At 62.0% G+C, this 15,471-nt stretch carries 10 protein-coding genes; all 10 read left to right on the forward strand.

Features of this window, described 5'->3' with window-relative positions:
• The first annotated feature begins 22 nt into the window (after nucleotides 1–22).
• A complete protein-coding gene (lgt, locus tag AC6I8F_RS04345; protein ID WP_021506703.1) occupies nucleotides 23–904 on the forward strand; it encodes a prolipoprotein diacylglyceryl transferase in 882 nt (293 codons plus the stop codon).
• Nucleotides 901–1,695 carry a thymidylate synthase gene (thyA, locus tag AC6I8F_RS04350; protein ID WP_498028567.1) on the forward strand — a complete coding sequence of 265 codons (795 nt, stop codon included), beginning with the start codon at nucleotides 901–903 and terminating at the stop codon, nucleotides 1,693–1,695. Before lgt ends, thyA begins: the two co-directional genes overlap by 4 nt.
• A 202-nt stretch (nucleotides 1,696–1,897) precedes the next feature.
• Complete coding sequence (locus AC6I8F_RS04355) at nucleotides 1,898–2,368, forward strand: prepilin-type N-terminal cleavage/methylation domain-containing protein (RefSeq protein ID WP_058780284.1); 471 nt, start codon at nucleotides 1,898–1,900, stop codon at nucleotides 2,366–2,368.
• Complete coding sequence (locus tag AC6I8F_RS04360; protein ID WP_159377848.1) at nucleotides 2,359–2,898, forward strand: prepilin peptidase-dependent protein; 540 nt, start codon at nucleotides 2,359–2,361, stop codon at nucleotides 2,896–2,898. Before AC6I8F_RS04355 ends, AC6I8F_RS04360 begins: the two co-directional genes overlap by 10 nt.
• Nucleotides 2,895–3,323, forward strand: a complete 429-nt coding sequence (locus AC6I8F_RS04365; RefSeq protein WP_021506707.1) for a DUF2509 family protein — start codon at nucleotides 2,895–2,897, stop codon at nucleotides 3,321–3,323. Before AC6I8F_RS04360 ends, AC6I8F_RS04365 begins: the two co-directional genes overlap by 4 nt.
• Nucleotide 3,324: 1 nt before the next feature.
• Nucleotides 3,325–3,615 (forward strand): prepilin-type N-terminal cleavage/methylation domain-containing protein, encoded by a 291-nt coding sequence (locus tag AC6I8F_RS04370; protein ID WP_230857086.1) that lies wholly within the window; start codon nucleotides 3,325–3,327, stop codon nucleotides 3,613–3,615.
• Between the two features lie 61 nt (nucleotides 3,616–3,676).
• On the forward strand, nucleotides 3,677–7,057 hold the full coding sequence (recC, locus tag AC6I8F_RS04375; RefSeq protein WP_498028568.1) for an exodeoxyribonuclease V subunit gamma: 3,381 nt from the start codon (nucleotides 3,677–3,679) through the stop codon (nucleotides 7,055–7,057).
• A 107-nt stretch (nucleotides 7,058–7,164) separates the two neighbouring features.
• Nucleotides 7,165–10,062 (forward strand): pitrilysin, encoded by a 2,898-nt coding sequence (gene ptrA / locus AC6I8F_RS04380; RefSeq protein WP_498028569.1) that lies wholly within the window; start codon nucleotides 7,165–7,167, stop codon nucleotides 10,060–10,062.
• The gene (gene recB, locus AC6I8F_RS04385; protein WP_127834500.1) at nucleotides 10,059–13,598 is read left to right on the forward strand and encodes an exodeoxyribonuclease V subunit beta; all 3,540 of its coding nucleotides are present in this window, start codon (nucleotides 10,059–10,061) and stop codon (nucleotides 13,596–13,598) included. The genes ptrA and recB overlap by 4 nt, the downstream gene beginning before the upstream one ends.
• A complete protein-coding gene (recD, locus tag AC6I8F_RS04390; RefSeq protein WP_058757057.1) occupies nucleotides 13,595–15,442 on the forward strand; it encodes an exodeoxyribonuclease V subunit alpha in 1,848 nt (615 codons plus the stop codon). The genes recB and recD overlap by 4 nt, the downstream gene beginning before the upstream one ends.
• The last annotated feature ends 29 nt before the right edge of the window (nucleotides 15,443–15,471 follow it).

Consider the following 15,471-nt stretch of genomic DNA (forward strand, 5'->3'; position numbering starts at 1 on the left):
GGCAGAAAAAACATGGTGAAAGATGACTAACGGCTACATTTCATTTCCCCAATTCGATCCGGTGATCTTCTCCATCGGACCGGTTTCGCTGCACTGGTACGGCCTGATGTATCTGGTAGGCTTTGTGTTTGCTATGTGGCTGGCGGTGCGCCGCGCCAACAAACCCGGTAGCGGCTGGAAAAAAGAAGAAGTTGAAAACCTGCTGTACGCGGGCTTCCTCGGCGTGTTCCTCGGCGGCCGCATCGGCTACGTGCTGTTCTATAACCTGCCGCTGTTCCTCGACAACCCACTCTATCTGTTCAAAGTGTGGGACGGGGGCATGTCATTCCACGGTGGCCTGATTGGGGTGATCGTGGTGATGCTGATCTTCGCCCGCCGTACCAAACGCACCTTCTTCCAGGTCTCTGATTTCATTGCGCCGCTGATCCCGTTTGGCCTCGGTGCTGGCCGTCTCGGCAACTTCATCAACGGCGAACTGTGGGGCCGCGTGGCACCTGACTTCAAATTCGCCATGCTGTTCCCGGGTTCGCGCAGCGAAGACCTCGCGCTGGCGGCCAATAACCCGCAGTATCAGGAACTGCTGAACACGTACGGCGTGCTGCCGCGCCATCCGTCACAGCTGTATGAGCTGTGTCTGGAAGGCATCGTGCTGTTTATCATCCTCAACCTGTTTATTCGCAAGCCGCGCCCGATGGGCAGCGTCTCCGGCCTGTTCCTGATTGGCTACGGCGCATTCCGCATTATCGTGGAGTTTTTCCGCCAGCCGGATGCCCAGCTTGGCCTGTTCGAAGGCGGTATCAGTATGGGCCAGATTCTGTCGATCCCGATGATTCTGGCCGGAGTGATTATGATGGTCTGGGCGTATCGTCGTCGCCCGCAGCAACAAACGCGTGAGGTAAAATGAAACAGTATCTGGATTTGATGCAACATGTGCTGAATGAAGGCGCAGAAAAGGCCGACCGTACCGGTACCGGCACGCTCTCCATCTTTGGCCACCAGATGCGTTTCAATTTGCAGGACGGTTTTCCGCTGGTCACCACCAAGAAGGTGCATCTGCGCTCAATCATTCATGAGCTGCTGTGGTTCCTAAAAGGCGACACCAACATCGGCTACCTGAAAGAGAACAAGGTCACCATCTGGGACGAATGGGCGGATGAAAACGGCGATCTGGGACCGGTCTACGGCAAGCAGTGGCGCAGCTGGGGCAATGCTTCCGGCGAAGAGATCGATCAAATCAGCAAGGTGATTGAGCAGCTGAAACGCGATCCGGATTCGCGCCGCATTATCGTTTCGGCATGGAATGTCGGTGAGCTGGATCAGATGGCGCTGGCGCCGTGCCACGCGTTTTTCCAGTTCTACGTGGCGAATGGCAAGCTGTCGTGCCAGCTGTACCAGCGTTCGTGCGATATCTTCCTCGGCCTGCCGTTCAATATCGCCAGCTATGCGCTGCTGGTGCATATGGTGGCACAGCAGTGCGATCTTGAGGTGGGTGATTTCGTCTGGACCGGCGGCGATACGCACCTGTACAGCAACCATCTCGAACAGGCGCGGCTGCAGCTGACGCGTGAACCGCGACCGCTGCCGAAACTGGTGATTAAGCGTAAGCCCGCGTCGATTTTTGATTACCAGTTCGATGATTTTGAGATCGAAGGCTACGATCCGCATCCGGCGATCAAAGCGCCGGTCGCCGTGTAATCTGCCGCTCTTTAGCATCAGGCCCTGCCATCGCGCAGGGCTTTTTTTTGCCCGGCCTCCGTCCGCTTCTGCGGGGATTTTCTGAATCCGACGCGCAAAAAAAGGGTGTTGTCTGCACCGGGCATAACTTTCCTGCGGCACGCTTTCCATCTTCTCTGTTTGCCGCTGTTGCTTTTCGTCCGGCAGGCGCAGAGTGCCGGTTATGAACAGAACCCAAAACGCCGGCTTTACGCTGCCGGAACTGCTGCTGGTTATGGTGATTGCCGGCATCCTCAGCATCGCCGCCTTACAGGGCTGGCAGCGCTGGCAACAGTATCAGCAACTGCGTGAGAGCGTACTGCAGTTGCAGAGCTTTTTGCTGCGGCTGCGCGCGCACGCCAGCTGGCACAACCGCGACCTCAGCCTGTGGCTGCAACCGGGCGAAAACGGCTGCCTCGGCACCGGGCCGCAGCCCGCAGAAGGGTGTCAGCTGCCGTCGCGCTGGCTGTTCCGGCCGCCTTATCGCGAAGTGCACATCACCGCGCTGATCGGCGAGCCGGGCTTTTACGGCCGACGCGATGTGGCCCGGCCCGGCAGTATCGAACTGGAGAGCGCGGCTGGCCGCTGGCGCGTCATCCTCTCCGCCCGGGCGCGCATCCGGGTCTGCCAGCCGGGAGAGAAGGGATGCGAATAACGCAGGGGGGCTTCAGTCTGCTGGAGATGCTGATCGCCATGGCGATTGGCGCGGTGCTGATGGTCAGCGTCGGCCGCTTTCTGCCGCTGCTGCTGGAACAGAACCTGCGCCTGCAGCAGCGGGTCCAGCTGCAACAGGAGCTGCAGCAGATTGCCGGCTCGCTGGCCAAAGCGCTGCGCCGTGCCGGTTACTGTCACGGTCAGTGCAGCGGTGCGGCGCTCACGCTGGTGAGCGGCGGCAGCTGTGTACTGCTGCGCTGGGACGAAAACAGTAACGGACGCTGGGAAGGTGTCGGTCACAGTGAAAGCGATTATTACGGCTATCGTCTGCGCAACGGACAGCTGGAGATGCAGCGCGGAGTGGACGAGTGCAACAGCAACGGCTGGGAGCGCATCACCGATCCGGCATTCCTCACCCTCAGCACCTTCCGGGTTGAGCGCCAGGGCACGCGGCTGCTGTTGCAGATGGCCGCCACGGCGGGCCGCCAGCAGGCAGAGCTGACGATGATGATTGAGGGGCTGAATCTGTGAAGCAGCGGGGCAACAGCACGCTTGGCATGGTGGTGATGTTACTGCTGATGGGCGGGCTCACGCTGCACGCCGCGCGCACGCAACTGGCGCAGGGCATGGCGCTGGTCGCCGACGAGCAGCAGCATCAGCAGGATTTCTGGCAGGCGCAGGCCGCTTTAACGTGGGGCCGGCAGCAAAACTGGCCGCAGGCCGCGGGCTGGCAGTGTCAGACCGCTCAGGCCGACGCGTGGCAAAGCTGTCTGCTGCGGCAGGAGGAGAATCATGGCTTATTATCGGCGCGCGGCACCGGACGCGCGCTCGTGCTCTATCAGTGGGTGTCGCTGCGCAACGGTCAGCTGCAGCCACAGCCGCATGGCTGGATCGACTACTGCCCGCTGGCAAAGGCGGAGCAGTGTCAGCTGCCAGAGACGACAGCAGGGTTTTAGCCTGGCGGAAACGCTGGTCGCGATGCTGCTGCTGGCGATGACCATCAGCACGCTGCTGCAGTATCATCGCGCACTGGCGCTGGGATTTAGCCAGCAGTGGCAGCAGCGCCAGGCGTGGCAGGTAGCCGGGCAGGCGCTGCTCGGGCGTGATACCGCCGGCTGGCACATTGTGCACCAGCCGCAGAGTTTACCTGGCGGCTGCGTGCTGGATCGCGTTACCGTCACCGGACCCCATCAGCGCACGGCGTCGCTGGCGCGGCTCAATTGCCGCGAAGGTGATGCCGGCGGGTAGGCAGGCCAGACGATTAAGGGTAGAGTGACCGGGCTGCGCTTTCCCTTCTTTAAGGAGTTTTATGTTCCGGGTTTACCACTCCAATCGGTTAGATTTATTGAAAGACTTAGCGGTAGAGCTGATAAAACTCCAGCCGCTGGCCGATCCGCTCGCGGCTGAGCAGGTGCTGGTACAGAGCCCGGGCATGGCGCAGTGGCTGCAGATGGAGCTGGCTAACCGCTTCAACATTGCCGCCAACATTGATTTTCCGCTGCCCGCCAGCTTTATCTGGAGCATGTTCGTTAAAGTGCTGCCGGATATCCCGGAAGAGAGTGCTTTCACCAAAGCCAGTATGAGCTGGAAGCTGATGCACCGGCTGCCGGTGCTGCTGGAGCAGGAGGCGTTTCAGCCGCTGCGCAGTTATCTGCATGACGACGACGATCAGCGCAAACTTTACCAGCTCAGCGCGCGCGTGGCGGATCTGTTCGACCAGTATCTGGTTTACCGCTCCGACTGGCTGAACCGCTGGGAGCGCGGCGAACAGGTGGACGGGCTGAGCGACGCTCAGCAGTGGCAGGCGGCGCTGTGGCGCGATCTGGTCGAATTCACGCGCAGCCTCGGTCAGCCGATGTGGCACCGTGCCAACCTCTATGCACGGTTTATCCAGGCGCTGGAGCAGGCGTCAACGCCGCCGCCGGGGCTGCCGCAGCGCGTCTTCATCTGCGGTATCTCTGCGCTGCCGCCGGTTTATCTGCAGGCGCTGGAAGCGCTGGGCCGCCACATTGATATTCACCTGCTGTTTACCAATCCCTGTCGTCACTACTGGGGCGACATTCAGGATTACGCCTTCCTCGCGAAGCTGCAGAGCCGCCAGCGGCTGCGCCTGCATTCGCAGGAGACGCAGCCGCTGTTCCGCGACCCGGATGCCGCGCCAGCGCTGTTTAACGAACTGGGCGAGCAGCAGCTGACCAATCCACTGCTGGCCTCGTGGGGCAAGCTGGGCCGCGACAACCTGTTTCTGCTGAGCCAGATGGAGTCAGCCGCCAACGACATCGATGCGTTTGTGGAGATGTCACCCGACAATCTGCTGCACTGCCTGCAGGCCGATCTGCTCAATCTTGACGATCGCGCGGTGATTGGGCTCAGCGCTGGCGAGCTGGCAGATAGCATGGACAAGCGTCGGCTCGATCCGCACGATCGTTCCATCACGCTCCAGGTGTGTCACAGCGCCCAGCGTGAAGTGGAAGTGCTGCAGGATCATCTGCTGGCGCTGATGGAAGCCGATCCGGAGCTGAAGCCGCGCGATATCATCGTCATGGTGGCAGACATCGACAGCTACGCGCCTTTTATTCAGGCGGCTTTTGCCAGTGCGCCGCCTGAGCGCTATCTGCCGTTCGCCATTTCTGACCGGCGCGCCAGTCAGGCGCATCCGGCCATCCTCGCGCTGCTCAGCCTGCTGGCTCTGCCGGACAGTCGCTTTGCCTCAGAAGAGGTGCTGGCGCTGCTGGAGGTGCCGGCGCTGGCACAGCGTTTCTCCGTCGAGGAGAGCGGCCTGCGCCTGTTGCGCCGCTGGGTGATGGAATCCGGCATCCGCTGGGGACTGGATGACGCCAGCGTGGAAGCGCTGGCGCTGCCGGTCACCGGCCAGCACACCTGGCGCTTCGGCCTGCAGCGTATGCTGCTGGGCTACGCGCTGGAAAGCCGCAACGGCGACTGGCAGGGCATTCTGCCGTATGACGAATCCAGCGGCCTGATCGCCGAGCTGGCGGGTCATCTGGCCGAGCTACTGGCGCGGCTCGACAGCTGGCGCACGCGCCTTGCGCAGACGCGCACCCTGGCCGATTGGCTGCCGCTGTGCCGCGAGCTGATCGACAGCTTCTTCAGCGGCGATGCCGACAGCGAGGCGGCGCTGCTGCTGGTCGAAACGCAGTGGCAGGAGATCATTGAGCAGGGGATGCAGGCCGCCTATCAGCAGCCGATTCCGGTCACGCTGCTGCGCGATGAGCTGCGTTCGCGCCTCGATCAGCAGCGCATCAGCCAGCGCTTCCTGGCCGGGCCGATCAACTTCTGTACGCTGATGCCGATGCGCTCCATCCCGTTTAAAGTGGTGTGCCTGCTGGGCATGAACGACGGCGTCTATCCGCGCACCCTGGCGCCGCTCGGTTTTGACCTGATGCAGCAGCAGACGCGGAAAGGCGATCGCAGCCGGCGTGATGATGACCGCTATCTGTTCCTTGAAGCGCTGATCTCGGCGCAGCAGCAGCTGTACATCAGCTACATTGGCCGGGCGATTCAGGACAACACCGAGCGCTATCCCTCGGTACTGGTGACTGAACTGGTGGATTATCTGGCGCAAAGCTTCTGTCTGCCGGGCGATGAAGCCTGTGAGCCGGACGTCAGTGAGCAGCGGGTGCGGGCACATTTGCAACGCCTGCACAGCCGTATGCCGTTTGCGGCGGAAAATTTCCAGCCGGGAAGCCACGTGCAGAGCTTCGCCGCAGAATGGTTGCCGGCGGCGACCGGCAGCGGCGTGGCGCAGCCCGGGTTTGTCCAGCCGCTGCCGGTTCAGCCGCTGACCACGCTGTCGCTGGAGCAGCTGCTGCGCTTCTGGCGTCATCCGGTGCGGGCGTGGTTCCAGCAGCGCCTCGGCGTGGCTTTCTGGATGGAGGAGAGCGAGCTGCCGGACAGCGAACCGTTCGCACCGGACAGCCTGGAGCGCTATCAGATCAACGCTGAACTACTCAATACGCTGGTCAACGGTGACGATCCGGCCCAGCTGTATGCGCACCATCGCGCCGCCGGTAATCTGCCTTACGGCGCCTTCGGGGAACTTTTCTGGCAAAGCCAGACCGAAGAGATGCAGGAAGTGGCGGCGGAAGTGAGCGCGCAGCGGCTGCCGGCGGAGAGCTGGGAAGTCAACCTGACGCTGGGCGCAACGCAGTTGACCGGCTGGCTGACTCAGGTGCAAGCTGATGGGCTGCTACGCTGGCGTCCGGGCGTGCTCAACATCAACGATGGCCTGCTGCTGTGGCTGGAACATCTGGTGTATTGCGCGCTGGGCGGTAACGGCACCAGCCGCATGTACGGTCGCAAACAGAGCCGCTGGCGCTTCGCGGCGGTGGCTCCCGCCCAGGCGCAGGCGCAGCTGGCTGAATATGTGGCCGCCTGTGAGGCGGGTCTGGCGCAGCCGCTGCTGCTGCTGAATAAATCCGGCGGCGCCTGGCTGGACGCCAGCTTTGACAGCAAATCTGGCCAGCTTCAGGAAGATGACGCCACGCAGAAAAAGGCGATCAGCAAGCTGTTGCAGGCGTGGCAGGGCGGCTACCAGGTTGAAGGCGAGGGCAGCGATCCCTATCTGCAGCGCCTGTGCCGCACGCTGGACGAGCCGACGCAGCAGCAGATCATCGCTGCGGCGCGTCAGTGGTATTTACCGGTGCGCCTCGCGCATCAGGATGATGTATAGCAACGGAAGTGCGGCCTGTACCTTGGCAGCCACCGTCTTATAAGAAAGTGTTTGAGTATCCCGACCGACGCAACGCCGGCGGATAAGGGTAACGTTAAGGGGTTGAAATGCGGATTTACGCACGCTGGATAGGAGCGCTGCTGCTGAGCATGCTGGCGCTGAATGCCTTTGCCGACGACGGGCGCGGCTGGCAGCCGATTGATGAAACCATCCGCAAGAGCGATCACGATCCGCGCAGTTATCAGGCCATTACCCTGAGCAACGGCATGACGGTGCTGCTGGTGTCAGATGCTGCCGCGCCGAAATCGCTGGCAGCGCTGACGTTACCGATCGGTTCTCTGGACGATCCCGACAGTCAGCTGGGCCTGGCACACTATCTGGAACACATGGTGCTGATGGGGTCAAAAAATTATCCGCAGCCGGATAACCTGGCGGAGTTTCTCAAGAAGCACGGTGGTAGCCACAATGCCAGCACAGCCTCGTACCGCACCGCGTTTTACCTGGAAGTCGAAAACGATGCGCTGCAACCGGCGGTGGATCGTCTGGCGGATGCGATTGCACAACCCTTGCTCGACCCGACCAACGCGGACCGCGAGCGGCATGCGGTTAACGCTGAGCTGACGATGGCACGCTCGCGCGATGGGCTGCGTATGGCGCAGGTTGGCGCGGAAACCCTCAATCCGGCGCACCCCGGCTCGCGCTATTCGGGCGGTAACCTTGATACCCTGAGTGACAAACCCGACAGCAACCTGCATCAGGCGCTGCTCGACTTCTATCACCGCCACTATTCGGCGAATCTGATGAAAGCGGTGATTTACAGTAACAAACCGCTGCCGGAGATGGCGACGATCGCTGCACAGACCTTTGGCCGCGTGGCCAATCATCAGGCCAGCGTGCCGGATATTACCGTGCCGGTGGTCACCGATGCGCAGAAAGGCATCATCATTCATTACGTGCCAGCGCAGCCGCGCAAGCAGCTGAAAATTGAGTTTCGCATCGCCAACGACAGCGACCAGTTCCGCAGCAAAACCGACACCTTAATCAGCTATCTGCTGGGCAACCGCAGTAAAAATACCCTGAACGACTGGTTGCAGCAGCAGGGACTGGCGGATGGCGTCAATGCCGGCGCGGATCCGATGACCGAGCGCAACAGCGGCGTGTTTGCCATCTCGGTTTCGCTGACCGACAAAGGTCTGGCGCAGCGCGATCGCGTGGTGGCTGCAGTATTCAGCTACCTTGATATGCTGCGCAAGCAAGGCATCGACAAGCGCTATTTCGATGAAGTCGCGCACGTGCTGGCGCTGGATTTCCGCTATCCGTCGATTACCCGCGATATGGATTACATTGAGTGGCTGGTGGATACCATGCTGCGCGTGCCGGTGACGCACACGCTGGATGCGCCTTATCTGACCGACCGCTATGATGCGGCCGCGATCAGCGCCCGTCTGGCTGAGATGACGCCGCAGAACGCCCGCATCTGGTACATCAGTCCCGCTGAGCCGCACAACAAACAGGCTTACTTTGTGAATGCGCCTTATCAGGTGGATAAAATCAGCGCCGCGCAGTTCAGCGCCTGGCAGCAGCAGGCGCAGCAGATTCCGCTGTCGCTGCCGACCCTGAATCCCTACATTCCGTCGGATTTCTCCCTCATCCCGTCTGACGGTAAGCATTACGATCATCCGGTGGCGCTGACCAATGGCGACAGCATGCGCATCTACTGGATGCCGAGCCAGTTCTACGCCAGCGAGCCGAAGGCCGCTATTACGCTCGCACTGCGAAACAAATCCGCGATCAGCGATGCGCGCCAGCAGGTGTTGTTTGGACTCAACGACTACCTCTCCAGCCTGGCGCTGGATGAGCTGAATTCGCAGGCTTCGGTGGGCGGCATCAGCTTCTCTACCGGTGAGGACGACGGGCTGGTGTTCAATGCCAGCGGCTTCACCCAGCGCCTGCCGGAGCTGCTGAAAAAGCTGGTTGAAGGCTACGCCAGCTTCCAGCCGGATGCGCAGCAGCTCGAGCAGGCGAAATCCTGGTATCTGGATCGGCTGGAAGCAGCGGAAAAGGGCAAAGCGTTTGAACAGGCGATTCAGCCGATGCAAATGCTGTCCCAGCTGCCCTACACCCAGCGTGAGGCGCGACGCCAGCTGGTGAAACAGATCACGCTGCAGGAGGTGATGGATTACCGCGATGCGCTGATCCAGCACGCCACGCCGGAAATGATGGTGGTCGGCAACCTGTCGGCCGATCGCGTCAGGCAGCTGGGCGAAGAGCTTAAACAGCAGCTGCACAGCACGGGGCACGGTTACTGGCACAGCAATTATGTGGTGGTGGATAAGCCGATCAAAGCCAACCTGCAGAAAACCGGCAGCAGCACCGACTCAGCGCTGGCGACGCTGTATGTGCCGCTCGGCTACAGCGAGTATCAAAGTATGGCTAACAGCACCATGCTGAGCCAGATTGTGCAGCCGTGGTTCTACAATCAGCTGCGCACCGAGGAGCAGCTGGGCTATGCGGTGTTCGCTTATCAGATGCCGATTGGTCGCCAGTGGGGCATTGGCTTCCTGCTGCAAAGCAACAGTAAAGCGCCCGCTTATCTGCTGCAGCGTTTCCAGGCGTTCTATCCGCAGGCGGAACAGCGTCTGCGCAGCATGAAAGCGGAAGATTTCGCCCAGTATCAGCAGGCACTGATCAACGATCTGAAACAGCGCCCGCAAACGCTGGATGAAGAAGCCAACCGTTACAGCCGTGATTTCAATCGCCAGAACTTCGCGTTTGATACGCGCGAAAAAGCCATTGCGCAAATTCAGCAGCTGACACCGGCCAGCCTGGCTGACTTTTTCCATCAGGCCGTGCTGGCGCAGCAGGGCATGGCGATGATCTCGCAGATTGGCGGCAGTCACGATGGCACCCACGATGCGGATTACGCGCCGCTGCCGGGCTTTACCACCTGGGATGAAGTCGCCCGCCTGCAGCAGTCGCTCTCCGTGAAGAGTGATGCGCCATGAGTCAGCGCCCTGAATCGCTCAATCCCCTGACGCTGCCGCTGCAGGGTGAGCGTCTGATTGAGGCCTCCGCCGGCACCGGTAAGACCTTTACCATTGGTCTGCTCTACCTGCGTTTGCTATTGGGACTTGGCGGACCGAATGCCTATGCGCGCCCGCTGTCGGTGGAAGAGATTCTGGTGGTGACCTTTACCGAAGCCGCCACCGCCGAACTGCGCGGCCGTATCCGGGAAAATATTCATGAGCTGCGGCTGGCCTGTCTGCGCGGCGTCAGCGCAAATCCGATGCTGATGCAGCTGCTGGCCGACATTGCCCAGCCCGCTGAGGCGGCCTCGCTGCTGCTGGCGGCGGAACGGCAGATGGACGAGGCGGCGATATTCACCATTCACGGCTTCTGCCAGCGCATGCTCAATCTCAATGCGTTTGAGTCTGGTATGCTGTTCGAGCAGCAGCTGATTGAAGATGAACAGCAGCTGTTGCGTCAGGCGACGGCGGATTTCTGGCGGCGCCATTGCTATCCGCTGACGCTGGATATTGCGCGCGTCATCGTTGCGGAATGGAGCGGGCCGGAACAGCTATTGTCGACGCTGCGCCCGTGGCTGCAGGGCGAGTCGCCCAGCCTGCGCCTGGCGCCGCACGACAGTGAAACCCTGACATCGCGCCACAGCAGCAACCTGGCACGCATTGCCGAAATGAAAGCGCAGTGGCGGGCGCTGGGCGAAGAGGTGCTGACGCTGGTCGGGCAGTCTGATGTTGATAAGCGCAGCTACAGCAGTAAAAACCTGCCGCTGTGGGTCAGCAAAGTCAGCGCCTGGGCGCAGAGCGAGACCGCGGATTACCAGATTCCCACCGAGCTGGCGCGTTTCGGTCAGCAGGTGCTCAATGAAAAAACCAAAAAGGGCGCGCCACCGCAGCACCCGTTGTTTGCCGCCATTGATACATTCCTGGCGCAGCCGCTGTCGCTGCGCGATTTGGTGATTGCACGCGCGCTGGTGGAGGTGCGTCACGCGGTGCGTAAAGAGAAACGCCTGCAGGCGCTGCTGGGGTTTGACGATCTGCTGAGCCGGCTGGACGAGGCGCTGCAACAGCCCGGCGGCGAGCAGCTGGCGCAGGCGATTCGCCAGCGCTTTCCGGTGGCGCTGATTGACGAATTCCAGGATACCGACCCGCTGCAGTACCGTATATTCCGCACGCTCTATTTACAGCAGCCGCAGCATGCGCTGCTGCTGATTGGCGACCCGAAACAGGCTATCTACGCCTTCCGCGGTGCGGACATCTTTACCTATATCCGCGCGCGCAGTGAAGTTCAGGCGCATTACACGCTGGATACCAACTGGCGCTCGTCACCGGCGATGGTGGAGAGCGTCAATCAGCTGTTTATGCGCCAGCCCGCCCCGTTTCTGTTTGCGGACATCCCGTTTCTGCCGGTCAATGCCGCGCCGCCCAATCAGCGTTTGTCGCTGAGTATCGACGGCGAGGAGCAGGCTGCGCTGCGCTTCTGGCTACAGCCGGGCGCAGGCTGCAGCGTCAGCGAATACCAGCAGCTGATGGCGCAGCAGTGCGCCGCTGATATCAGCCGCTGGCTGCAGGCGGGTCAGCAACAGCGCGCGCTGCTGGGCAAAACCCCCGATCAGCGGCCGGTGCAGGCCTCGGACATCACGGTACTGGTGCGCAGCCGGAACGAAGCCAATCTGATTCGCGCCGCGCTCAATCAGCTCGGCATCCCTTCGGTGTATCTCTCCAACCGCGACAGCGTGTATACCACGCCCGAGGCGCGAGAACTGCTGTGGCTGCTGCAGGCGATCCTCGCGCCCGAGCAGGAGCGGATGCTGCGCACCGCGCTGGCCACGTCGCTGTTTGCCTTTGATGCCGCGCAGCTGGACGCGCTGGATCAGGATGCGCGCGGCTGGGATGCGCTGGTGGATACCTTTGCCCGCTGGCAGCAATTGTGGCACCAGCGTGGCGTACTGCCGATGCTGCGTCAGCTGATGCTGGAGCGCCAGCTGGCAGAAAACCTGCTGGCCTCAGAGAATGGCGAGCGTCGCCTGACCGATCTGCTGCACCTCGGCGAACTGCTGCAGGAGGCGGCGGCCCAGCTCGACAGTCCGCACGCGCTGGTGCGTTATCTGGCGCAGCAAATTGCCCGACCGGACAGCCAGTCGGCCAGCCAGCAGCTGCGGCTGGAGAGCGACCGCCACCTGGTGCAGATTGTCACCATCCATAAATCCAAGGGGTTACAGTATCCGCTGGTGTGGCTGCCGTTTGCCGCCGGTTTCCGCGAGGCCGATATCGCGCTCTATCACGACCGCGAGCATTACAACGCGGTGCTGGATTTGCAGAATGATGAGCAAAGTCTGGCGCTGGCAGAGCAGGAGCGGCTGGCAGAGGATTTACGCCTGCTGTACGTGGCGCTGACGCGTTCGGTGTATCACTGCAGCGTCGGCGTGGCACCGCTGTTTCGCGGCACGCGCAAGAAAGAGGGCGAGAGCGATTTACATAAAAGCGCGCTGGGTTTCCTGCTGCAGCGCGGCGAGCCGGCCACCGCAGAACAGCTGGCGAGTTTACTGCACGACATCAGCGTGACCGGAACCGAAGTGGTGCTGGCGCAGCCGCAGGGCCATGAACGCTGGCAGGCGCTGGACGAGGTTGACGATGCGCTGGATGCGCGCAGCGTCACGCGCGCGCTGGCCGATCCGTGGCGTGTCACCAGCTACTCCGGGCTGCAGCAGCACGGCAGTCACCGTCTGCTGGATGTAATGCCGGGCTTCGATGCGGAAGCGGTCGGGGAAGATCGCGAGGCGGAAGTGCTGGAAACCGCGCTGACGCCGCACCATTTCCCGCGTGGCGCAGCGCCCGGGACTTTCCTGCATACGCTGTTTGAATCGCTCGACTTCACCCAGCCGCCGTCAGCGCCGCAGCTGGAACAGCAGTTACAGCAGAGCGGCTATCCGCTGCACTGGCAGCCGATGCTGAGCGAGTGGATTACCCGCGTGGTGAACACGCCGCTCAACACTCAAGGGATCCGGCTGAGCGACATCACACCGGGCAATCGCCTGATCGAGATGGAGTTCTATCTGCCGATTGATGGACTGCTGACGGCACCGGCGCTGGACGCGTTGATGCGGCAGGATCCGCTGTCGCGTCAGGCGCCGCCGCTCGACTTCCGTCAGGTGCAGGGCATGCTGAAAGGCTTCATCGACCTGGTATTTCGCTGGCAGGGCAAATACTATCTGCTGGATTACAAATCTAACTGGCTGGGCGAGAGCCATCAGGCATACACACCGCAGGCGATGGCGCAGGCGATGATCGACCACCGTTACGATTTGCAGTATCAGCTGTATACGCTGGCACTGCATCGCTATTTGCAGCACCGCCTGACGGATTACGATTATGAACAGCATTTTGGCGGCGTATTCTATCTGTTTTTACGCGGCATGGATGGCAGCTCGCCAGATAACGGGGTGTTCCATACCCGACCGACGTCAGATTTCGTTTCACAACTGGATAGCCTGTTTCGCGGGCCGGGAGCAGCAGCATGAGTAGCATGAGTACGCTATTGGCACAGGCGGCAGAACTGCGCCTGCTGCGGGCGCTGGATATTCAGTTTGCCCGGCTGCTGGCCGACGACGATCGGCCCGCGCATCTGCTGGCGGCTGCCTGTCTCAGCGCGGAAGCCGGTGACGGTCACGTCTGCCTGCCGTTGTCGCAGCTTACCCGCGAAGGGCTGTTCAGCGGTCGTCATCCGGAGCTGGCGCACGCCATCTGGCAGGCCGCCGGCGAGCCGCAGGACTGGCCGACACTGCTGGCGGACTGGCAGGCGCTCAGCGCCAGCGATCGCCCGGCACCGGTGGTGCTGCGTGATAACCGGCTCTATCTGCACCGGCTCTGGCATCACGAAGGGGAAGTGGCGCGCTTCTTCCAGCCACAGGCGGCGCCGCAGCTGTTTGCGCCCGAACAGGTGCGCAGCGTGCTGGATACCTTTTTCGGCAGCCAGCCTGAGGACTGGCAGAAAATTGCGGCGGCGGTGGCGCTGACGCAAAAAACTGCGGTGATCTCCGGCGGGCCCGGCACCGGCAAAACCACCACGGTGGCGAAGCTGCTGGCGGCGCTGATTCGCCTCAGTGAGGGAACCCTGCGCATTCAGCTGGCCGCCCCTACCGGCAAGGCGGCGGCGCGGCTCACCGAGTCGTTGGGTAAGGCGCTGCGCAGTCTCGACGTCAGCGATGCGGAGCGCCAGCGTTTTCCGGCAGAAGCCACCACGCTGCACCGTTTACTTGGAGCCCAGCCGGAGACGCAGCGCCTGCGCTACCACGCCGGTAACCCGCTGCATCTCGACGTGCTGGTGGTCGATGAAGCCTCGATGGTCGATCTTGGCATGATGGCAAACCTGATCGCCGCGCTGCCCGCTCACGCGCGGGTGATTTTTCTCGGCGATCGCGACCAGCTGGCCTCGGTTGAAGCCGGTGCGGTGCTCGGGGATATCTGCCGCTGTGCCGAGGCGGGCTACAGTCCGGTGCGTGCGCTGCAGCTCACCACGCTGACCGGCTGCGAGGTTGCCGGCACCGATGATGCGGTGGCCCCGGCGGTGCGTGATGCCATCTGCCTGCTGCGCAAAAGCTACCGTTTCGCGGCGCACTCCGGCATCGGTCAGCTGGCTGCGGCGGTCAACGCCGGCGAAGCGCAGGCGGTCGAGGCGGCCTTTCAGGCGGGCTTCAGTGATATCGTGCGCCAGCCGCTCAACGATGCCGAAGCGTATCAGGCGATGCTGACGCAGATTGCCGAAGGCTATCGGCCATTTCTCCAGCTGATTAATCAGCGTGCCGCACCGGCCGAGGTGATTGCTGCGTTTGGCCGTTATCAGCTGCTGTGTGCGCTGCGCGAAGGGCCATTTGGCGTGCAGGGGCTCAATCAGCGTATTGAGCACAAGCTGATGCAGTTGCAGCTGATTCGGCGTCCGGCAGGGGGCAGCCGCTGGTATCAGGGGCGTCCGGTGATGGTGACGCGTAACGACAGCGCGCTCGGCCTGTTCAATGGTGACATCGGCATTACGCTGTTCGATGAGGAAGGGCTGCTCAAGGTGTTCTTCCCGCTGCCTGATGGCAGCATCAAAGCGGTACAGCCAAGTCGCCTGCCGGCCCATGACACGGCATGGGCGATGACGGTGCACAAATCACAGGGTTCAGAGTTTGACCACACCGCGCTGGTGATGCCGGCTCAGTTCCTGCCAGTACTGACGCGCGAGCTGATATACACGGCTATTACCCGGGCGCGCAGCCAGCTGACGCTTTTCAGTGATGAAGCGGTGTTCCGGCGCGCGGTGCAGTTGCGCACGCAGCGGCGCAGCGGGTTGCTGGATCGCTTAGGGGGAGAAGAGGGCAGATGATTGCGCCGCCGCGGGGAATAGCCCTCAGC

It is taken from the genome of gamma proteobacterium symbiont of Axiagastus rosmarus (assembly GCF_059730925.1).